This window comes from Burkholderia sp. Tr-862 (genome assembly GCF_011753085.1).
Classification (GTDB): Bacteria; Pseudomonadota; Gammaproteobacteria; order Burkholderiales; family Burkholderiaceae; genus Burkholderia; species Burkholderia ambifaria.
Genome location: NZ_VWWG01000065.1, coordinates 16,411 through 36,686, shown reverse-complemented (window position 1 = coordinate 36,686; position 20,276 = coordinate 16,411). Strand labels below are relative to the sequence as shown.

The following is a 20,276-nucleotide window of genomic DNA, read 5'->3' as shown; positions in this document are numbered from 1 at the left end:
CGGCCGCGCAGCTCGCCCGCGCCGTCCCAGCGCGCCTCGTGGCCGCGCCAGCCGGCCGCGTAGTTGCCGCGCACGAGCTGGATGATCGCGAGGTTGAAACGGAACGACGCGTCGTCGGGCGCCAGCTCGCACGCACGCGCCGCGTAGCGCTCGGCGTCGTCCCAGCGCTGCGCTTCCTTCATCGCCATCGCGATGTTGTTCAGCGCGAGCGCATTGTCGGGCGCGATCTGCGCGAGCCGCGCCGCACACGCGAGCGCGCCGTCGAGGTCCTGTGCCGCGAGCCGCGCGACGACCAGGTTGATCCACGCCTGCACGTCGTGCGGATCGGCCTCCACGGCCGCGTCGAGCAGCGCGATTTCCTCGTTGCGGTCGCCGCCCGATAGCCGCAGCGCGATCGCGAGGTTGTTGCGCAGCGACGGCCAGCGCGGATCGAGCGCATAGGCGGCGCGATACGGCGCGACGGCCTCGGCGTGACGGCCGAGCATCTGCAGCACGTAGCCGTGATTGAAACGGGCACCGGCACCCGGATGCACGCGCACCGCGCATTCGGCCAGCGCGAGCGCGTCGGCCGTGCGCTGTCGCGCGATGAGCGCCGAGGTGAGCTGCGCGAGCGCGGCCATGTCGACCGCGTGCAGATGGCCGGCGGCGGCGAGCCAGAGGGCGTGCGCATCGTGCTCGCCGCGCGCGTGCGCATCGGCGGCCTGCCCGAGCAGCGCGAGCAGCGGCGGGATCAGCGGAATGAGGAGGTCGTTCGAATCGTCCATGCGGTCCGGAGTGGGCAATCGTTCACGCGGCAGGCGTCGCGCGCACCGCAATACGCGCATCTTAACGCCCGCGCAAAGCGGTGCGGCAGCCGACGCGACACGCGCATCGCGACGCCGCATGCGCGAGCGCGCCGCGCGCCGGCACCCCGCGCAGAGGCCGCGCACGGGTCGCCGGAACACCGCCGACGGCCCCTTCGTCCGCGTTCCGGCCGCATCCGGTCGCCGATCCGGTAAAATTGCACGTTTCAGCACACTAACAAGCCGCGCCGCCGCGCGAGCCGACCCTCCGGGCCCCGCCCGGAGCGCCGTTCGCAACGGAGCGCCAGCGCCACGAAGGCTCTTCATGCTTACGTTTCAGCAAATCATCCTGACGCTGCAGTCCTACTGGGACAAGCAGGGTTGCGCTCTGCTCCAGCCCATCGACATGGAAGTCGGCGCGGGCACGTCGCACGTCCACACGTTCCTGCGCGCGGTCGGCCCCGAGCCGTGGCGCGCCGCCTACGTGCAGCCGTCGCGCCGCCCGAAGGACGGCCGCTACGGCGAGAACCCGAACCGCCTGCAGCATTACTACCAGTACCAGGTCGTGCTCAAGCCGGCGCCGGAAAACATCCTCGACCTGTACCTCGGCTCGCTGGAAGCGCTCGGCTTCGACCTGAAGCAGAACGACGTGCGCTTCGTCGAGGACGACTGGGAGAACCCGACGCTCGGCGCGTGGGGCCTCGGCTGGGAAGTGTGGCTGAACGGGATGGAAGTCACGCAGTTCACGTATTTCCAGGAGGTCGGCGGCCTCGAATGCAAGCCGGTGCTCGGCGAAATCACGTATGGCCTCGAGCGCCTCGCGATGTACCTGCAGAAGGTCGAGAACGTGTACGACCTGGTCTGGACCGAGTGGGAAGAGCATGGCCCGAACGGCCCCGAGCTGCGCCGCCTGTCGTACGGCGACGTCTACCACCAGAACGAGGTCGAGCAGTCGACCTACAACTTCGAGCACGCGAACGTCGACCTGCTGTTCACGTTCTTCAACAGCTACGAAGCGGAAGCGAAGAAGATGATCGACGCGCAGCTCGCGCTGCCCGCGTACGAACTCGTGCTGAAGGCCGGCCACACGTTCAACCTGCTCGATGCGCGCGGCGCGATCTCGGTTACCGAACGCGCGGCCTACATCGGCCGCATCCGCGCGCTGTCGCGTCTCGTCGCGCAGGCTTACTACGACTCGCGCGAGAAGCTCGGCTTCCCGATGCTCGGCAACCCGCCGGGCGTGCCGGGCCTCACCACCGACGCCCAGGACGCCGCGCAACCGGCATGGGCGCCGCCGCTCAAGGTCGAACGCAAGATCGATCAGGACTGACGAGACGAGATTGATTCCACACATGACGCATAACCATCCCGCCCCCCTGCTCGTCGAATTGCTGACCGAAGAGCTGCCGCCGAAGGCCCTCGCGCGCCTCGGCGACGCATTCGCCGAAGGTCTCGCGCAACGCCTCGCGGCGCGCGACCTCGTCGAAGGCGAACTCGTGTTCGAACGCTACGCCACGCCGCGCCGCCTCGCCGTCGTCGTGCAGAACGTGCGCGCCGTCGCGCCTGAAAAGCAGGTCCGCGAAAAGGTCCTGCCCGTCTCGGTCGCGCTCGACGCCGAAGGCAAGCCGACGGCCCCGCTCGCGAAGAAGCTCGCGGCGCTCGGTCACCCGAACCTGTCGATCGCCGATCTCGAGCGCGCGCAGGACGGCAAGGCCGAAGCGTTCTTCGTCAATTACTCGGCAGCCGGCGCGACGCTCGCTGACGGCCTGCAGGCAGCGCTCGACGAAACGCTCGCGAAGCTGCCGATCCCGAAGTTCATGACCTACCAGCGCCCGGACGGCTCCGACGTGAAGTTCGTGCGCCCGGTGCACCGCCTGACCGTGCTGCACGACGATCGCGTCGTGCCCGTGACCGCGTTCGGCATCGACGCCGGCGACACCACGCTCGGCCACCGCTTCCTGTCCGACGGCCTCGTCGCGATCCAGCATGCGCACGCGTATGCCGACACGCTGCGCGACAAGGGCCGCGTGATCGCGCACTTCGCCGATCGCCGCGAAACGATCCGCACGCAGCTGAACGAACACGCGAACGGCGACACGGTCGTGATGCCCGAAGCGCTGCTCGACGAAGTGACGTCGCTGGTCGAATGGCCGGTCGTCTATCCGTGCCGCTTCGAGGACGAATTCCTGCAGGTGCCGCAGGAATGCCTGATCCTCACGATGCAGACGAACCAGAAGTACTTCGCGCTGACCGACGTCGGCGGCAAGCTGCGCTCGCGCTTCCTGATCGTGTCGAACATCGACACGAAGACGCCGGGCGAGATCATCGAAGGCAACGAGCGCGTCGTGCGCCCGCGCCTCGCCGACGCGAAGTTCTTCTTCGAGCAGGACAAGAAGAAGCCGCTCGCCGACCGCGTGCCGCTGCTCGCGAACGTCGTCTATCACAACAAGCTCGGATCGGCGCTCGCGCGCGTCGAGCGCCTCGAGGCGCTGGCCGGCGAGATCGCGCCCGCGATCGGCGCCGACGCCGCGCATGCGAAGCGCGCCGCGCGCCTCGCGAAGGCCGACCTGCTGACCGACATGGTCGGCGAGTTCCCGGAACTGCAGGGCACGATGGGCACGTACTACGCGCGTCATGACGGCGAGCCCGACGACGTCGCGCTCGCATGCGCCGAGCACTACCAGCCGCGCTTCTCCGGCGACGCGCTGCCGACCACGCCGGTGTCGACCGCCGTCGCGCTGGCCGACAAGCTCGAGACGATCGTCGGCATCTGGGGCATCGGCCTCGCGCCGACGGGTGAAAAGGATCCGTTCGCGCTGCGCCGCCACGCGCTCGGCGTGCTGCGCCTGCTGCTCGAGAAGCAACTGCCGCTCGATCTGGTGGCGCTGCTGCGCACGGCCCACGCGCGCTTCGAGGGCGTGCCGGGCGTCGCCGAATCGACCGACGCGATCTTCGCGTTCTTCATGGACCGCCTGCGCGGCCTGTTGCGCGAACGCGGCTACTCGGCCGGCGAAGTCGACGCGGTGCTGAGCCTGAACCCGACGCGCGTCGACGATCTCGTCGCGCGGCTCGACGCGGTGCGCGAATTCACGCGCCTCGCGGAAGCCGAAGCGCTCGCGGCCGCGAACAAGCGGATCTCGAACATCCTGAAGAAGTCGGAAGGCGGCGCGAACGGCACGGTGCAGCCGACGCTGCTCGTCGAAGCCGCCGAAAAGGCGCTGCACGAACAGCTCGAGGCCGTGACGCCGCACGTGCAGTCGCAGCTCGAGGCACGTGCATACACGGGAGCGCTGTCGGCGCTCGCCGCGCTGCGCGCACCGGTCGATACGTTCTTCAACGACGTGATGGTCAACGCCGAGGATCCCGCGCTGCGCGCGAACCGTCTCGCGCTGCTGTTCGCGCTGCATCAGCAGATGAACTGTGTCGCCGACATCTCGAAGCTCGCCGCATAAAGGCCGAACGATGCCGATCAGCCCCAACCGCAAGCTCGTCGTCCTCGACCGGGACGGCGTGATCAACGTCGATTCGGACGCGTTCATCAAGACGCCCGACGAATGGATCGCGCTGCCCGGCAGCCTCGAGGCGATCGCACGGCTCAACCACGCAGGCTATCGCGTGGTCGTCGCGACCAACCAGTCCGGCATCGGCCGCGGGCTGTTCGACATGGCCGCGCTCAACGAGATGCACCAGAAGATGCATCGCGCGGCGGCCGCGGTCGGCGCGCGCATCGACGCGGTGTTCTTCTGCCCGCACGTGGCGGAAGATCGTTGCGAGTGCCGCAAGCCGAAACCCGGCATGATGCAGATGATCGCCGAGCGCTTCGAGATCGATCCCGATCACACGCCGGCCGTCGGCGATTCGCTGCGCGACCTGCAGGCCGCCGTCGCGGTCGGCTTCCGGCCGCACCTCGTGCTGACCGGCAAGGGCAAGAAGACGCTCGCCGCGGGCAATCTGCCGGACGGCACGAAGGTCCACGACGACCTGCGCGCGTTCGCGCTCGACTTCCTTTCACACGAACACGAGTGATGCGGCCGCCGCGCGCATCCTCCTTACCCTCAGACCCACGCCGATGCGCTTCGTCCGCTCCCTGCTGCTGCTGATCTATTTCATCCTGTACACGGTGCCGTACGCCACCGCGTGCTTCATCGCGTTCCCGTTCATGCGTCCCGACGCGCGCTACTGGATGGCGGCCGGCTGGTGCAAGTCGACGCTGTGGGTCGTGCGCTGGCTGAACGGCATCCACTACCGGATCGAAGGGATGGAAAACCTGCCCGACGGCCCGGCCGTCCTGCTGGCGAAGCACCAGTCGGCGTGGGAGACGCTCGCGTTTCCGGCGCTGATGCCGAAGCCGCTGTGCTACGTGTTCAAGCGCGAACTGCTCTACGTGCCGTTCTTCGGCTGGGCGCTCGGGCTGCTGCACATGGTCAACATCGACCGCAAGGCAGGCAAGAACGCGTTCACGTCGGTGATCCGCCAGGGCAAGAAGCGGCTGTCGGAAGGCGCCTGGATGATCATGTTCCCGGAAGGCACGCGCACGCAGGTCGGCAAGCAGGGCAAGTACAAGACGGGCGGCGCGCGCTTCGCGATCGAAACCAATACGCCGGTCGTGCCGATCGCGCACAATGCAGGTCGTGTCTGGCCGCGCAATTCGTTCACGAAATTCCCGGGCGTCGTCACCGTGTCGATCGGCAAGCCGATTCCCGTCGAGGGCAAGACGCCCGACGTATTGAACTCGCAGGTCGAAGCCTGGATCGAAGCGGAAATGCGCCGCATCGATCCCGATGCATATCGCCAGCCGGGCAATGCCGGCACGCGCGATGCCGCGCGCGTCTGAATCACCCGGATTGCAGCCGTTGCGAACGACGAAACGAAGCGAACTGATGAAAAAGCGTCCGCGGCCACGGCCTGCCGTCGTGGCCCTCGATCATCGCCAGATGGACCTGCCGCTCTTCGACGGGCCGGCAGCAGCCTCGCCGGCAGCGTCGGCGCCCGCCGCGCCGCCCGCGCCACCTGAAGCGGCTGCGGCTCCCGCGGTGCCCACGGCGCCGCTCGATCCGGGCCCTCCGCGCGATCGCTCCCGCGTCCGTACGTTCGCACTCGACAGCCGCGTGCTCGAATACCGGCTCAAGCGCTCCGCGCGCCGCACGATCGGCTTCACGATCGACGGCAGCGGGCTGTCGATCACCGCGCCGCGCTGGGTCACGCTCGCCGACATCGAAGCGGCGATCGCCGAAAAGCAGCGCTGGATCTTCGCGAAGCTCGCGGAGTGGAAGACCCGCACCGAGCAGCGCGCGCTGCCGCAAATCGACTGGCGCGACGGCGCGCAACTCCCGTATCTCGGCAAGACGATCACGATCGCGCTCGGCGCGGGTGCCGTCGCATTCGACGCCGACGCGCTGCGGCTGTCGCTGCCGCTGCCCGTGCAGGCGGACATGCAGCAGATCAAGGATCGCGTGCAGGGCTGGCTGCAGGGCGAAGCGAAGCGGATCTTCGGCGAACGGCTGGTGGTCTACGCGGAAAAGCTCGGCGTCACGTATTCGATGTATGCGCTATCGTCGGCCGCGACGCGCTGGGGCAGCTGCTCGAGCGACGGCAAGATCCGGCTGAACTGGCGGCTGATCCATTTCCCGATGTCGATCGTCGACTACGTCGTCGCGCACGAGCTGTCGCACCTGCGCGAAATGAACCACAGCCCGGCATTCTGGCAGACCGTCGAATCGATCTTCCCGGAATTTCGCGAAGCACGGCACACGCTCAAGCATCACCCGCCCGAACTGCTGCCGGCGCTGTAACGCGATCAGTCGCACCCACAATGCAAGCGGGCGATGCGGATTCCTCCGCATCGCCCGTTTTCGTTGCCCGCGACGCCCATCGTGCGCCGCGAGCCGCTCATCCCGCGCTCAATGCGCCTTCTTCTGGATGAACTCGATCTTGTAGCCGTCCGGATCCTCGACGAATGCGATCACGGTCGTGCCGTGCTTCATCGGGCCCGCTTCGCGGGTCACCTTGCCGCCTTGCGCCTTGATTTTGTCGCAGGCCGCGTACGCGTCGTCGACTTCCAGCGCCAGGTGGCCGAAGCCGTTGCCGAGATCGTAGGACGGCGTATCCCAGTTATGGGTCAGCTCGATCACGGTGCCCGTGCTTTCCGCTTCATAGCCGACGAACGCGAGCGTGAACTTGCCTTCCGGATAATCCTCGCGACGCAGCAGCTTCATGCCGAGCAATTCGGTGTAGAACTTGATCGAGCGGTCGAGATCGCCGACTCGCAGCATCGTATGCAGCAAACGCATTGTTGTACTCCTGTGGGGACTTTCCAGAGCCGGAAATTCTACCGGAGTCACGTGAATCTCGCCGCCGGCGCCTCGTCGGCCGCCCACTGATACCGCGCATCCGCGCAATGGGCCCGACGCCCGTGCGCCGGTGAAAGCCCGCCGTTCGACGATGCCCGCCATCGCGGCCGATCGGGTAACATCCTCCCACTTCGCACCAGAAGCGGGCATGCCGGCCGCCGCCGGAACGCGACCACCACCCCATTCAGCCACACTGCCTGCCGTGCGAAACCGCCGATTCGGGCGTGCCGGACACGCCGTCCGCCCGCCGCTGCCCCTGCCCATGTCCGTGCCCCCTTCCCGCCGCATCGGCGAGGTCCGCCGATGACCGCGCTTGCCGGCTCGCCCGTGCGCCGCGCGCTCGATACGCGCGCCATCGGCGTGATGCTGCTGCTGTGCGCGATCTGGGGCTTCCAGCAGGTCGCGATCAAGAGCACGAACGCGGCGATCCCGCCGATGTTCCAGGCCGGGCTGCGCTCGGTGATCGCCGCGCTCCTGCTGTGGGGCTGGGCGCACTCGCGCGGCACGCCGCTGTTCCGCGCGGACGGCACGCTCGGCGCGGGCATCGCCGCCGGCGCGCTGTTCGCCGGCGAGTTCATCTGCGTGTTCTTCGGGCTGACGCTGACGAGCGCATCGCACATGGCGATCTTCCTGTACACGGCACCGTGCTTCACCGCGCTCGGCCTGCACCTGTTCACGCCGGGCGAGCGGCTGCAGCGCGTCCAGTGGGCCGGCGTCGGCCTCGCGTTCGCCGGCATCGCGCTCGCGTTCGCGGACGGCTTCCTCAAGCCGCGCGCGCCCGGCGCATCGGTCCTGGCGGGGCTCGCCGGCGACGCTCTCGGGATCCTCGGCGGCGCGATGTGGGCCGCGACGACGGTCGTCGTGCGCTCGACGTCGCTCGCGCGGGCCAGCGCGAGCAAGACGCTGTTCTACCAGCTCGCGGTGTCGGCCGTCGTGCTGGTCGCGCTCGCCGCGCTACTCGGCCAGATGTCGTTCGCGCAGGTCACGCCGGTCGCGCTCGCGAGCCTCGCCTACCAGTCGGTGATCGTCGCGTTCGTCAGCTATCTGTCGTGGTTCTGGCTGCTGACGCGCTACAGCGCGTCGCGGCTGTCCGTGTTCACGTTCCTGTCGCCGCTGTTCGGCGTCGCGTTCGGCGTGCTGCTGCTCGGCGAATCGGTCGGCTGGCGCTTCATGTCGGCGGCCGCGCTGGTGCTGACCGGGATTGCGCTCGTCAACGCGCCGCCGCGCCAGCGCGCGTAACGGCGCGCGGCCGCGGTCCTTCATCGACGAAAGCGACGAAAGCGACGGAATCGACGGAATCGGATCGGGAAAATAAAAAGGCTGCCCGTCAGGACAGCCTCATGAACCTCGAGCCGGCGCGTGCGTTACCCGGGAGGTGCCCCGGACTTGCCGTTACTCCGCGGCCTTGCGCACTGCCGCCAGCGCCTGCGCGACACCGACATATTCGGCCACGCTCACATCCTCCGCGCGTCGCGCGAGATCGAAGCCGAGCCCGTCGAAATCGATCGTCTCGCGGTAGTCACCGAGCGTATTGCGCAGCATCTTGCGGCGCTGCGAGAACGCGGCGGTGACGACTTCGCCGAGCAGCACCGGATCGACGTCCGGCAGTTCATGCGGTTCATACGGAATCATCCGGACGATCGCCGAATCGACCTTCGGCGGCGGCTGGAACGATTCCGGCGGCACGTCGAGCATCTTCTCCATCACGTAGCGATACTGCAGCATCACCGACAGCCGCGAGAACGCCTTCGTGCCCGGCTCCGCGACCATCCGTTCGACGACTTCGTTCTGCAGCATGAAATGCTGGTCGATGACCGCATCGGCGAACGTCATCAGGTGAAACAGCAGCGGGCTGGAAATGTTGTACGGCAGGTTGCCGACGATCCGCAGCGACGGCTTGTCGCCGGGCGCCGCGAGCGAGCGGAAGTCGAACGCGAGCGCGTCGCCCGCGTGCAGCTCCAGCAGCGGGCCGAAGCGCTGCTGCAGGCGGCCGATCAGGTCGCGGTCGAGTTCAACCGCATGCAGCGGCGACTCGGGCGTCGCGAGTCGCTCGATCAGCGGCTCGGTCAGCGCGCCGAGCCCTGGGCCGATCTCGACCATTCGCTGGCCGCGCGCGGGGCCGATCGTCGTGACGATCGAGTCGATCACGCCGTGATCGACGAGGAAGTTCTGCCCGAAGCGCTTGCGCGCGAAGTGGCCTTGGTGCTGTCTGCTGTTCGACATCGACTGAGAAAAACGAAAAATACGACGAGTTAGGTCAGGCCTGCGCCTGTGTGCGTCACGACGCGCGGCGATGGCGCGCCATCGCGACGGCCGTGTCGAGGGCGGCGACCATGCTGCCCGGATCCGCGCGGCCCGTGCCGGCCAGATCCAGCGCGGTGCCGTGATCGACCGACGTACGGATGATCGGCAGCCCCAGCGTGACGTTGATGCCCTCGCCGAACGTCGCATACTTCAGCACGGGCAAGCCCTGATCGTGGAACATCGCGAGCACGCAATCGGCGCCCTCGAGATGGCGCGGCTGGAACAGTGTGTCGGCCGGATACGGGCCGCGCGCGTCGATGCCCTGCTGTTGCGCGCGTGCGAGCGCCGGGGAGATCACGTCGATCTCCTCGCGCCCGAGATAGCCGTTCTCGCCCGCGTGCGGGTTCAGCCCCGTCACGAGGATGCGCGGCGCCGCGAGACCGAAGTCGCGCCGCAGGTCGCGATCGACGATCGCCAGCGTCTCGACGAGCCCGTCGATCGTCAGCGCGGCCGACACGTCCTTCAGCGGCAGGTGCGTGGTCGCGAGCGCGACGCGCAGCGGCCGCTCGCCCGTGCCCGCCAGCATCATCACGACGCGCGGCGTGTGCGTGCGCTCCGCCAGGTATTCGGTATGGCCGGTAAACGGCACGCCGGCATCGTTGATCGTGCTCTTCTGCAGCGGTGCGGTGACGATCGCATCGAACCGGCCCGCCAGCGCGCCGTCGATCGCGGCATCGAGCAGTCCGAGCACGTAGCGGCCATTGGCCGCGTCGAGCTTGCCGGCCTGCGCGGGCGCGGCGAGCGGATGATGCTCGACCGACACCGGCCCACCGCTGGCGAGCACTGCCCGGTCGGCCCCGACGGCCGCCGCGCGCGCGCCGAGCAGCGCGGCATCGCCGAGCACGGTGAAATGCGCGCCGGGCCAGCGCCGGGCGGCATCCTGCAACGCCTGCACGGTCAGCTCCGGGCCGACACCCGCGGGTTCGCCGGTCGTGATCGCGATCTGCAGCGCGGATGCCGTCATGTGAAGCTCGCTCAGTTCGCCGGGCCGGCGCCGCCGATCTTGTACTGCACGTAGGACGAATCGCGCAGCTCGCGCAGCCAGTCGGCATACGCCTGCTCGGCCTTGCGCTGGCCGATCGCCTGGCGCGCGATATCCATCTGCTGCTGCACCGAGCCTTCCGCCTCGCGGCGATCGATCACCTGGATCAGGTGATAACCGTACTCGCTACGCACCGGCTGGCTGATCTGGCCGTCCTGCAGGTTGTTCATCGCGCGCTCGAATTCCGGCACGGTCTCGCCCGGGCTGATCCAGCCGAGATCGCCGCCCTGCGACGCCGAACCGTCCTGCGAGTAGGTGCGCGCGAACTTCGCGAAATCGCCGCCGGCCTCGACCTGCCGGCGAATGTCCTGCAGCTGCTGACGGGCCTGGCCTTCCGACTTGCCCTCGCCGACGCGCAACAGGATGTGGCGCACGTGCGTCTGGACGATCTTCGGTGCCGCGGCGCTCGCGCCCTGGCTCTGGCGGCGGTCGACGAGACGCACGATCTCGAAGCCGTCCGGCACGCGGATCAGCGTCGGGTTGACCTGGCCCGGGCGCAGCTTCGATGCGGCGTCAACGACTTCGGGCGGCAGCGCACCCGGCGCCTTGAAGCCGAGGTCGCCGCCCTTCTTCGCGTCGTTCGCTTCCGAATTGTTCTTCGCGAGCTTCTCGAAATCGGCGCCCGACGTGGCCTGCTGCAGCAGCGCTTCGGCCTTCTTCTGTGCGACTTCGATCTCGTTCTGCGGCGCGTTGGTCGGCGCCTTGATGAAGATGTGCTGGAAGCGCAGGTCCTGCTGCTGCGACGCGCTCGGCCCGCGCTGGCTCGCGATGTAGTTCACGACCTCGGCGTCCGACACGGTGATCTTGCCGTCGACCTCGCGCTCACGCAGCTTCGACAGCATCAGCTCGGTGCGGGCGTCGCTCGTGAACACGCTCCAGGGCACGCCTTGCGCCTCGAGGCGCGCGCGATACTGTTCGAGCGTCATCCCGTTCGCCTGCGCGAGGCGCTGCAGCGTGGACTGCACGGTCGCATCGTCGATACGGATCCCGTCGTCCTTGGCCTTCTGCACCTGGATGCGTTCGAGGACCATCTGGTTCAGCACCTGCGCGCGCAACTGGTCAGCCGGCGGCACGGGTGCGTTCTGCTGCTGCAGCCGGCGCGCGATCAGGCCGACGCGCTGGTCGAGTTCGCGGCCCGTGATCACGTCGTTGTTGACGACCGCGACGACTTCGTCGGCGAGCTGCGCGCCTCGCGAACCAAGCGCCTGCGCCGCGGCCGGCGCGGCGGCGAGCAGCGCGGCGGACGCGGCGAGGCTGGACACGACTGCCGCGAAACGAAGGGTTTTCTTCATTGCCACTGATACTCCATTGAAATCGTGCTGACCGGTGCAGACAAGCCGGCGTTACTCGTAGTTACTGAAGCGGGACATCGGCGGCGGCGCGGACGGCAGCGGCGTATAGCCCGGCACCCCGGCGCGGAATGCCGCCACGAGACCGTTGTCGACGCTCGACAGCCCCTTCAACGTCAGCTGCATCATGAAGCGCGTCGACGAGTTCTGCTGCCCCGACGAGTTCACGCCGTTCGCGAACCGCTGGACCCCGACGCCGAGCGCCCAGCAATCCGCGTCGTATTGTAAGCCGAGCAGACCGTCGACGATCCGGTCGGCGGCCAGGTCGTAGTTGAAGCGGCCGACCGCGTACAGGCGGCGCGTGAGCGGCCATTGCGCGGACACCAGGAACTGGTTGATCGGCTGGTTGTCGAGCGTCGTGTTCGCCCGCGTATAGCGGTAGCCGACGTTGACCACGCGGCGCTCGCCCGGGCTGAAACCGAAACCGATGCTCGACTTCACGAGCTGGTTGTTGTTCTGGTTGTACTGGAACGCCGTTTCCGACATGAAGCCGGAGCCGAGCTTCAGCGCGGCACCGACGATCAGGTCCGAGTGGCGCGCCTGCACGGCGGACTGCCCCGAGTTCAGCGTGACGCGCTGATCGGCGAAATAGTACTGCTGCGCGATCACGAAGCGCGCGCGTTCGTCGCCGGTGCGCGGATCGATGAAGCGCGACGTCAGGCCGGCCGTGATCCGGTTCGCGTCCGCGATCCGGTCGTTGCCGACGAATGTGTTCGGCTGGTAGATCTCCGCGAGGCCGAAGTCCGATTCCGCGGTGTCGAACAGCGGCGCGTTCGACTGGTCGCGATACGGCGTGTACACGTAGTACAGGCGCGGCTCGAGGGTCTGGATGAAGTCCTGGCCGAACAGGCGCACCGAGCGGTCGAAGATCAGGCCCGTGTCGAAGCTCACGGTCGGGATCGACTCGGTGAAGCGCTTCGGGCTGTTCGGCGTGCTCGACGACAGGTAGTTCAGGTCGTACGACGCGAAGTGGTACTGGACCTTCGGCACGACGAAGTAGCCGGGGCCGTACACGCCGTACGCGATGTACGGGTTGAAGACGATCCGGTCGCCTTCGGTCGCATCGGCGGTCGTGATGCGGAACCGCGAATAGTCGGCTTCCGCGCCGAAGTCGAAGCCGCCGACGTTGTACTTCGTGTACTTCACGTTCAACTGCGGCTCGCGACTGTACGGCGCGATCGACGGCGGCAGCGTCTGCCAGTGCTGGTAGCGCGCGAGCACCGACCACGGGCCGTTGTTGTACGTGAGCCCGGCTTCCTGCTGGTACAGCGTCTGCGTCCCGTTGATGAACTCGTTCGTCGACCCAAGGTCTTCCGGATACGTGTTGTCCGAGACCTTGTTGAAGTAGACGTAGCCGCCGAAACCGCCGCCGAAGTTCTGCTGGTGCTGCCAGTAGATCGCGTAGCGGTTGCGGTGCGCGAGCCGGTCATCCGGCAGGTAATTGGCCGTCAGCGTGCCCGAATACGTCGGCGACAGGTAGCGGAACGTCGCTTCGGTCTGCACGCCGCGCCGCGAGATGATGCGCGGCGTGATCGTCAGGTCGCGGTTCGGCGCGATGTTGAAGTAGTACGGCAGCGTCAGCTCGAACCCGTTGTTCGAGTTCATCGAGAACGTCGGCGGCAGCAGGCCGCTGCGCCGCTCGCCCGACAGCGGGAACGTCAACCACGGGCTCGCGAAGATCGGCACGCCCTGGAAGAACAGCACGCCGTTGCGCGCGGTGCCTTCGTCGGCACCCGTATCGAAGTCGAAGCGGCTGCCCTTGATGTACCACGCGGGGTTCGTCGAGCACTGGCACGCGGTGTAGGTGCCGTTGACGAACACCGAGCGCTCGCTGTCGAGCAGGTCGACGCGCTCCGCGCTGCCGGACCCGCCCGTCACGTTGAAATGGTACTTCGGCGCCGTCATGAAGCCCTGGTTCGCCTCGACCTTCAGATGCGCTTCGGGGCCCGCGAACGACGTGCCGCCGTTGATCACCCGGACCTGGCCGTACGCATCGGCCATGTCGGTATCCTGATCGTAGTGGAGCGCGTCGGCCTTCACGACGGCGTCGCCGCGGCGCAGCTCGGCCGAGCCCTTCGCGGCCAGATCCTGCTCGGCCGTGCCGCTCGTATGGTCGGCAATCACGAAGGCGGCCGGCTTCGCGCCGTCCTTCAGCGGATGATCCTCGAGCTGCGGGGCGAGACGCAGATCCCACGGCGAGTCGAGCGGCTGCGGCTGCGCGGCCGCGCCCGACAGCTGCGCGTACGACACGGCCGGCACGAGGCCCGGCACGGCCAGGAGCGCGAGCGCGAGCCGCCGTTTGCGCGGCGCCCCGTCACCGGGGAAAACATTCGGGAATAGCGGTTTGGGCGGCATCTATCGTTTGGCGAATCGCCCCTTGTCAACCGCACCTGCGGCACATTCATTCGCACGCGGCGGGCCACGCCGTCGCACCGCGACTGCGGCTGAGCGCAAACCGGGGAGGCGATCGGGCGGACGGCGCGACAGGCGGCGGGCCTGCGCGGCGCAAGCTGACGCGGGGCGCGTCAAAAAAGTCGTGGGGTATTATATGGCAAGACGTTCCCCCCTCCGCCGAGTTTCATGACGCCCCCATCCGCCGCATCCCAGCCCGACGCCCGCCTCGAAGCACTGACCGCGTGGCTGCGCCCGCTCGCCGAGCGCTTCGCCCTCGACCTGTCGACCCTCGCACCCGCGTCGTCGGACGCCAGTTTCCGCCGCTATTTCCGCGTCGCGTCGGCCACGAGCCCCGGCGGCTCGCTGATCGCCGTCGACGCGCCGCCGCCCGAGAAGTGCCGCGAATTCGTCCAGGTCGCGCAACTGCTCGCCGCGGCCGGCGACCACGTGCCGGACGTGCTGGCCCACGATTTCGACGCGGGCTTCATGCTCGTGACCGACCTCGGCCGCACGTCGTACATCTCGGTGCTCGATCCGGCCGATCCGGTCGCGGCACGCCCGCTGATGCGCGACGCGCTCGACGCGCTGATCCGCTTCCAGCTGACGTCGCGGCCGGACGTGCTGCCGCCGTTCGACGAGGCGTTCCTGCGCCGCGAGATGGAGCTGCTGCCCGAATGGTTCATCGGCCGGCACCTCGGCAGGCCCGTCACCGACGCGATGCGCGGCACGCTCGAGCGCACCTTCGCGCTGCTGGTCGCGAGCGCCCATGCGCAGCCGCAGGGCTTCATGCTGCGCGATTTCATGCCGCGCAACCTGATGGTCTGCGAGCCGAACCCGGGCGTGCTCGACTTCCAGGACGCCGTGTACGGGCCGCTGACCTACGACGTCGTGTCGCTGCTGCGCGACGCGTTCATCAGCTGGGACGAAGAGTTCGAGCTCGACTGCTTCGCGTACTACTGGGAACGGGCGAAGAAGGCCGGTCTGCCGGTCGATCCGGACTTCGGCGAGTTCTACCGCCAGCTCGAATGGATGGGGCTGCAGCGCCACATCAAGATTCTCGGCCTGTTCGCGCGCATCAACTACCGCGACGGCAAGCCGCACTACCTGAACGACCTGCCGCGCTTCCTCGCCTATGCGCGCAAGGTCGCGCTGCGCTACCGCCCGCTCGTGCCGTTCGCGAAGCTGCTCGACGAGCTCGAGGGCAAGGCCGCGGCCGACGTCGGCTACACGTTCTGACCGTTCTGACCGCTCTCACATTCAGCCGAACAACATGAGCACTACCCTGACCACGGCGATGATCTTCGCCGCCGGGCGCGGCGACCGGATGCGCCCGCTGACCGACGCCCGCCCGAAGCCGCTGCTCGAAGCCGGCGGCAAGCCGCTGATCGTCTGGCAGATCGAAGCACTCGCCCGCGCGGGCATCGAGACGATCGTGATCAACCACGCGTGGCTCGGCGAACAGTTCGAGGCGACGCTCGGCGACGGCTCCCGCTGGGACGTGCGCCTCGTGTATTCGGCCGAAGGCGACGCGCTGGAAACCGCCGGCGGCATCGCGCAGGCGCTGCCGCTGCTCGAGCGCGACGGCCGGCCCACGGTGTTCGCGGGCGTCGCGGGCGACGTGTACTGCACATTCGACTACCGGACGCTCGCCGCCCGCGCCGCTCAAATGGCCACGCTCGACGCGCCCGCGATGCATCTCGTGATGGTGCCGAACCCGCCGTTCCATCCGGACGGCGATTTCGTGCTCCGCGACGACGGCTTGCTCGCGCTGGCCGGCGCCCCGCGCGTCACGTTCGGCAGCATCGGCGTGTACGACACGCGGATGTTCCGCGACATCGTGCCCGGCACGCACCGCGCGCTGTCGCCCTACTTCAGGGCGACCATCGAGGCCGGCCGCGCGACCGGCGAATTGTATGAAGGTATCTGGGAGAACGTCGGCACGCCCACGCAGCTCGGCGAACTCGACGCGCGGCTGCGCGCCGCTGGCTGAGCGTTTCGCGGCCGCCCGCCGGGCTATCCGGCGGTGACCGCGCAACGCCGCCCGATACCGGACGGCCGGCGAACCACCCGCTCGCGCCGCGCGCGGGCAGTCACGCTCACGCGGCCTCGGCCGCCTCTCCGCCCGCCGCAGCGCGCTGTTGCTGCAGCGCCCACATTTGCGCATAGAGTCCGTCCGCGCGCACGAGCTCGTCGTGGGTGCCGCGCTCGACGATCCGCCCGTGATCCATCACGAGAATCTGCTGCGCATGCACGACCGTCGACAGCCGGTGCGCGATCACGAGCGTCGTGCGGTGCCGCGCGATCTGGTCGAGCTCTTGCTGGATCGCGCGCTCCGAGCGCGAATCGAGCGCCGACGTCGCCTCGTCGAACAGCAGCACCGGCGGATCCTTCAGCAGCGTGCGCGCGATCGCGACGCGCTGCTTCTCGCCGCCCGACAGCTTCAGCCCGCGCTCGCCGACCGGCGTGTCATAGCCCTTCGGCAAGCTCTCGATGAATTCGTGGATGTGCGCGGCGCGCGCGGCCGCGATCACCTCGTCGCGGCTCGCGGTCGGCCGGCCGTACGCGATGTTGTAGTAGATCGAATCGTTGAACAGCACGGTGTCCTGCGGCACGATCCCGATCGACGCGCGCAGCGAGTCCTGCGTGACGTCGCGGATGTCCTGGCCGTCGATCCGGATCGCACCGCCCGCCTGCCGGTCGAGATCGTAGAAGCGGAACAGCAGGCGCGACAGCGTCGACTTGCCGGAACCGCTGTGACCGACCACCGCGGTCGTCGTGCCCGCGTCGATCGTAAACGTCACGTCGTGCAGGATCTGCCGCGACGCTTCGTACGAGAAGTTCACGTGCTCGAAGCGCACCTGCGCGCCGGCCACCGCGAGCGGCCGCGCGTCAGGCGCGTCCGGGACTTCCTTCGCGGCCGACAGCAGCCCGAACATCCGGTCCATGTCGGTGAGGCTCTGCTTCAGCTCGCGATACACGACGCCGAGAAAATTCAGCGGAATGTACAACTGCAGCATGAACGTGTTGATCAGCACGAGATCGCCGAGCGTCAGCTTGCCCGCCAGCACGCCCTGCGTCGCACGCCACAGGATGAACACGAGCCCGGTGCCGATGATCGCCTGCTGGCCGAAGTTCAGCACCGACAGCGAGTTCTGCGAGCGGATCGCGGCCTTGCGGTAGCGCTTCAGGTTCTCGTCGTAGCGCTGCGCCTCCCACTCCTCGTTGCCGAAGTACTTCACCGTCTCGTAGTTGATCAGCGAATCGATCGCCCGCGAGTTCGCGCGCGAATCGAGCTCGTTCATCGTGCGGCGAAAGTGCGTGCGCCAGTTGGTGACCTTCACGGTGAACACGATGTACGTGACGAGCGCCGCGAACGTCACGTACGCGTAGTACGCCTCGTACTTGACCACGAAGAAGCCGAGCACGAGCCCGACCTCGACGAGCGTCGGCAGGATGCTGTACAGCGAATAGGAAATCAGCTGCTGGATGCCGCGCGTACCGCGCTCGATGTCGCGCGACATGCCGCCCGTCTGGCGTTCGAGGTGGAAGCGCAGCGACAGCCCGTGCAGATGCCGGAACACCTGCAGCGCGAGCTGGCGCACCGCGCTCTCAGTGACCTTCGAGAACAGGATCTCGCGCAGCTCGGTGAAGAGCGACGTCGACAGCCGCACGAACGCATACGCGACGACCAGCAGGCCGACGCCGCCCGCGAGCACGATGCCGGCCGACTGCTCGGCGCGGCCGAGCGCGGTGAGCTGCTGCACGGCGGACAGGTGATCGACGATGCGCTTCATCACGACCGGCACGCCGAGGTTCGCGACCTTCGCACCGATCAGGCAGCCGAGCGCGAGCGCGACGCGCCATTTGTAGGTGGCCAGGTACGGCAGCAGCGACCGGATGGTCTGCCAGTCGTTGCGGGGCCCGGTCGGAGCCGGCGCGGGCTCGCCGGAAGCGGAATATCGGCGCATGGGGGGAAGGATCGGCGGCGCTGCCGGACGCGTGCTGCGGCGGCCGACTCGCCCGCTTTCTCGTACAATTTGCGAACGTTGTATTGTCGCAGAAGCCGCTTCGCGCCGCTGCCGGCGCCCTCGCCGGCTGGGCTGCGCGCGGCGGCAAATTTATTACAGGATGAAAGCCCCCGCCATGACCGATTCGACCCTCGAACTTCCGCAAAACCAGCCCGCGCTGCGCGTCGTCCCGCAACCGCACGACGCCAACGTCCACGGCGACGTGTTCGGCGGCTGGATCATGTCGCAGGTCGACATCGCCGGCTCGATCCCCGCGAGCCAGCGGGCGAACGGCCGCGTCGCGACGGTCGCGGTCAATTCATTCGTGTTCAAGCAGCCGGTGTTCGTCGGCGACCTGCTGAGCTTCTACGCCACCATCACGCGCACCGGCAACACGTCGGTGACGGTCGACGTCGAGGTCTACGCGCAGCGCATGCGCCTGATGGGCGAAATCGTGAAGGTGACCGAAGCGACGCTCACCTATGTCGCGACCGGCCCCGACCGCAAGCCGCGTCAACTGCCGCCGCTCTGATCCGCACGCGCCGCGCCGCGGCGCGGCGCCGCATGCGGCGCTCCCCGGGGCCCGTCAGTGCGTGGCCGTCAGCCCGAACTCCCGCATCGCCGGCACGAAGTCGTGATTGAGCTTCGGCTTGCGCGACAGCTTCATCAGCACGTAGCGCTGGAACGGCGCGAGCCGCTGCCACTGCGCGAGCGCGGGCGCCGGCAGCCCGGCCAGCGCGCTCTGCTGCACGAGCGCATCCGGCACCGTGTCGGTCGCGCGCCAGCTTGGCTGCTCGTCCGGCTGGAACCACGAGGGTTCGAGATCGGCATGCGTGCGCAGCATTTCGAACAGCGCGTGATCGAAATTGGGCTCGATCATGGTGTCGTCGTCGGCCGGAAAGCGCGCGAGCAGCTTGCGGTCCTCGAGCGGCAGCAGCTGCCACTGCTCCAGTGAAATCCGCAGACCGAAGCGGTCGAGATTGAAACGCACGATCATCGGAATGTACGTCAGGTTTTCCGACGAATCGTGTTCGAAATTGAATAGCAGCGGAGCGTCGCTGAGTCCCATGGTCATTACCCGAGTGGCGGATGCCGGCGCGGCCGGCCTGCCTGGGGTATTTTAGAACCTCTGCGCGCAAGCGGCGGACACGATCGTCGCCGCCCCTGCCTCGAATCAACGGGAGTGCTCGTGAATCCGACTGAAACAGACGAACCGCGCGGCGCGATCGAGCTGTCCGTGCGCCGCACGCGCGGCGGCGCGGTCGAGACCGCCCACGACTACGTCGGCCAGGAATGGCCGGTCGCGCTGGTCTTCAACGGCATCTCGCACGCAGTGATGATGTGCACGCCGCGCGACCTCGAGGCGTTCGCGGTCGGTTTCGCGATCTCGGAAGGGATCGTCGAACGCGGCAGCGACATCAAGGACATCGACGTGATCCTGCACGCCGACGCGCCGCTGCCGCACGCGGAGGTGCACCTGGAGGTGGTCCAGCAGGCGTTCGCCGCGCTGAAGGACCGGCGCCGCGCGCTTGCCGGGCGCACCGGCTGCGGCGTGTGCGGAATCGAAAGCATCGACCTGCTCGATCTCGCGCCCGAACGGGTGCCCGACACCGGCTTTCTCGCGCGCCTCGCGCCCGACGCGCTCGCGCGCGCGGCCCACACGCTGCCGGCCCATCAGGCCCTCACGCGGCTCACCGGCGGCCTGCATGCGGCCGCATGGTGCGACGCAACAGGCACGATCCGAATGGCGTTCGAGGATGTCGGCCGTCACAACGCACTCGACAAGCTGATCGGCTCGCTCGTGCTGGCACGCGCCGACGCGACCGACGGCTTCGTGTTCCTGTCGAGCCGGGCAAGCTACGAGCTCGTGCGCAAGTCGGCCAGGGTCGGCATCCCGATGGTCGCGACGATCTCCGCCCCATCGTCGCTCGCGATCGAGATCGCAAAGGCGGCCGGTCTGCGGCTCGTCAGCTTCTGCCGCGAAACCGGCCACGTCGATTACGGCACGGCCTGACGCCGGCCCTCCGGGCGCCGGCGGTTCGGTGCCG

Annotated in this window: 18 protein-coding genes; 10 read left to right on the top strand and 8 right to left on the bottom strand. The window is 68.3% G+C overall.

Going from position 1 to position 20,276, the window contains the following annotated elements:
- Positions 1-764: tetratricopeptide repeat protein (locus F3J14_RS18840; protein ID WP_166724298.1), on the bottom strand; the 764-nt coding region annotated here is incomplete at its 3' end.
- 343 nt (positions 765-1,107) lie between these two features.
- On the opposite strand from F3J14_RS18840, the gene glyQ reads away from it, so the two are divergent.
- Genes glyQ through F3J14_RS18815 form a run of 5 tightly spaced genes read left to right on the top strand, consistent with a single transcriptional unit; the run spans position 1,108 to position 6,574 of the window.
- Complete coding sequence (glyQ, locus tag F3J14_RS18835; RefSeq protein ID WP_111016154.1) at positions 1,108-2,112, top strand: glycine--tRNA ligase subunit alpha; 1,005 nt, start codon at positions 1,108-1,110, stop codon at positions 2,110-2,112.
- Between the two features lie 22 nt (positions 2,113-2,134).
- Positions 2,135-4,234 carry a glycine--tRNA ligase subunit beta gene (gene glyS, locus F3J14_RS18830; RefSeq protein WP_166724297.1) on the top strand — a complete coding sequence of 700 codons (2,100 nt, stop codon included), beginning with the start codon at positions 2,135-2,137 and terminating at the stop codon, positions 4,232-4,234.
- Between the two features lie 10 nt (positions 4,235-4,244).
- Positions 4,245-4,808 carry a D-glycero-beta-D-manno-heptose 1,7-bisphosphate 7-phosphatase gene (gene gmhB / locus F3J14_RS18825; protein ID WP_166724296.1) on the top strand — a complete coding sequence of 188 codons (564 nt, stop codon included), beginning with the start codon at positions 4,245-4,247 and terminating at the stop codon, positions 4,806-4,808.
- Between the two features lie 43 nt (positions 4,809-4,851).
- Positions 4,852-5,616, top strand: a complete 765-nt coding sequence (locus F3J14_RS18820) for a lysophospholipid acyltransferase family protein (RefSeq protein WP_166724295.1) — start codon at positions 4,852-4,854, stop codon at positions 5,614-5,616.
- 46 nt (positions 5,617-5,662) lie between these two features.
- Complete coding sequence (locus F3J14_RS18815; RefSeq protein WP_166724294.1) at positions 5,663-6,574, top strand: SprT family zinc-dependent metalloprotease; 912 nt, start codon at positions 5,663-5,665, stop codon at positions 6,572-6,574.
- 108 nt (positions 6,575-6,682) lie between these two features.
- Here F3J14_RS18815 and gloA read toward each other — a convergent pair whose 3' ends face one another.
- Positions 6,683-7,072: a lactoylglutathione lyase gene (gloA, locus tag F3J14_RS18810; RefSeq protein ID WP_006751482.1), complete on the bottom strand. Its 390-nt coding sequence runs from the start codon at positions 7,070-7,072 to the stop codon at positions 6,683-6,685.
- Between the two features lie 363 nt (positions 7,073-7,435).
- On the opposite strand from gloA, the gene F3J14_RS18805 reads away from it, so the two are divergent.
- Positions 7,436-8,371: a DMT family transporter gene (locus tag F3J14_RS18805; RefSeq protein ID WP_166724293.1), complete on the top strand. Its 936-nt coding sequence runs from the start codon at positions 7,436-7,438 to the stop codon at positions 8,369-8,371.
- Between the two features lie 153 nt (positions 8,372-8,524).
- Here F3J14_RS18805 and rsmA read toward each other — a convergent pair whose 3' ends face one another.
- The 4 genes from rsmA to F3J14_RS18785 are packed head-to-tail and all read right to left on the bottom strand — an operon-like array spanning position 8,525 to position 14,182.
- On the bottom strand, positions 8,525-9,355 hold the full coding sequence (rsmA, locus tag F3J14_RS18800) for a 16S rRNA (adenine(1518)-N(6)/adenine(1519)-N(6))-dimethyltransferase RsmA (protein WP_166724292.1): 831 nt from the start codon (positions 9,353-9,355) through the stop codon (positions 8,525-8,527).
- 55 nt (positions 9,356-9,410) lie between these two features.
- Complete coding sequence (gene pdxA / locus F3J14_RS18795; protein WP_166724291.1) at positions 9,411-10,400, bottom strand: 4-hydroxythreonine-4-phosphate dehydrogenase PdxA; 990 nt, start codon at positions 10,398-10,400, stop codon at positions 9,411-9,413.
- 11 nt (positions 10,401-10,411) lie between these two features.
- Positions 10,412-11,770, bottom strand: coding sequence for a peptidylprolyl isomerase (locus tag F3J14_RS18790; protein ID WP_166724290.1), 1,359 nt, complete (start codon positions 11,768-11,770; stop codon positions 10,412-10,414).
- Between the two features lie 51 nt (positions 11,771-11,821).
- Positions 11,822-14,182, bottom strand: coding sequence for an LPS-assembly protein LptD (locus F3J14_RS18785; protein ID WP_166724289.1), 2,361 nt, complete (start codon positions 14,180-14,182; stop codon positions 11,822-11,824).
- A gap of 225 nt (positions 14,183-14,407) precedes the next feature.
- Here F3J14_RS18785 and F3J14_RS18780 point away from each other — a divergent pair, with 225 nt between their 5' ends.
- Together F3J14_RS18780 and murU are read left to right on the top strand one after the other, a co-directional pair.
- Positions 14,408-15,457, top strand: coding sequence for a phosphotransferase (locus tag F3J14_RS18780; RefSeq protein WP_166724288.1), 1,050 nt, complete (start codon positions 14,408-14,410; stop codon positions 15,455-15,457).
- 34 nt (positions 15,458-15,491) lie between these two features.
- Entirely contained in the window at positions 15,492-16,211 is a 720-nt protein-coding gene (gene murU, locus F3J14_RS18775; RefSeq protein ID WP_166724287.1) for an N-acetylmuramate alpha-1-phosphate uridylyltransferase MurU, read from the top strand.
- A 106-nt stretch (positions 16,212-16,317) separates the two neighbouring features.
- On the opposite strand, the gene F3J14_RS18770 is transcribed toward murU, so the two are convergent.
- On the bottom strand, positions 16,318-18,189 hold the full coding sequence (locus F3J14_RS18770; RefSeq protein ID WP_166724286.1) for an ABC transporter ATP-binding protein/permease: 1,872 nt from the start codon (positions 18,187-18,189) through the stop codon (positions 16,318-16,320).
- Between the two features lie 175 nt (positions 18,190-18,364).
- On the opposite strand from F3J14_RS18770, the gene F3J14_RS18765 reads away from it, so the two are divergent.
- The gene (locus F3J14_RS18765; RefSeq protein ID WP_105785017.1) at positions 18,365-18,760 is read left to right on the top strand and encodes an acyl-CoA thioesterase; all 396 of its coding nucleotides are present in this window, start codon (positions 18,365-18,367) and stop codon (positions 18,758-18,760) included.
- Positions 18,761-18,814: 54 nt separating this feature from the next.
- Here the strand turns inward: F3J14_RS18765 and F3J14_RS18760 are convergent, their stop codons facing one another.
- Positions 18,815-19,297 (bottom strand): nitrate reductase associated protein, encoded by a 483-nt coding sequence (locus F3J14_RS18760; RefSeq protein ID WP_166724285.1) that lies wholly within the window; start codon positions 19,295-19,297, stop codon positions 18,815-18,817.
- Between the two features lie 120 nt (positions 19,298-19,417).
- Here F3J14_RS18760 and fdhD point away from each other — a divergent pair, with 120 nt between their 5' ends.
- Positions 19,418-20,242: a formate dehydrogenase accessory sulfurtransferase FdhD gene (fdhD, locus tag F3J14_RS18755; protein WP_166724284.1), complete on the top strand. Its 825-nt coding sequence runs from the start codon at positions 19,418-19,420 to the stop codon at positions 20,240-20,242.
- Positions 20,243-20,276: the final 34 nt, after the last annotated feature.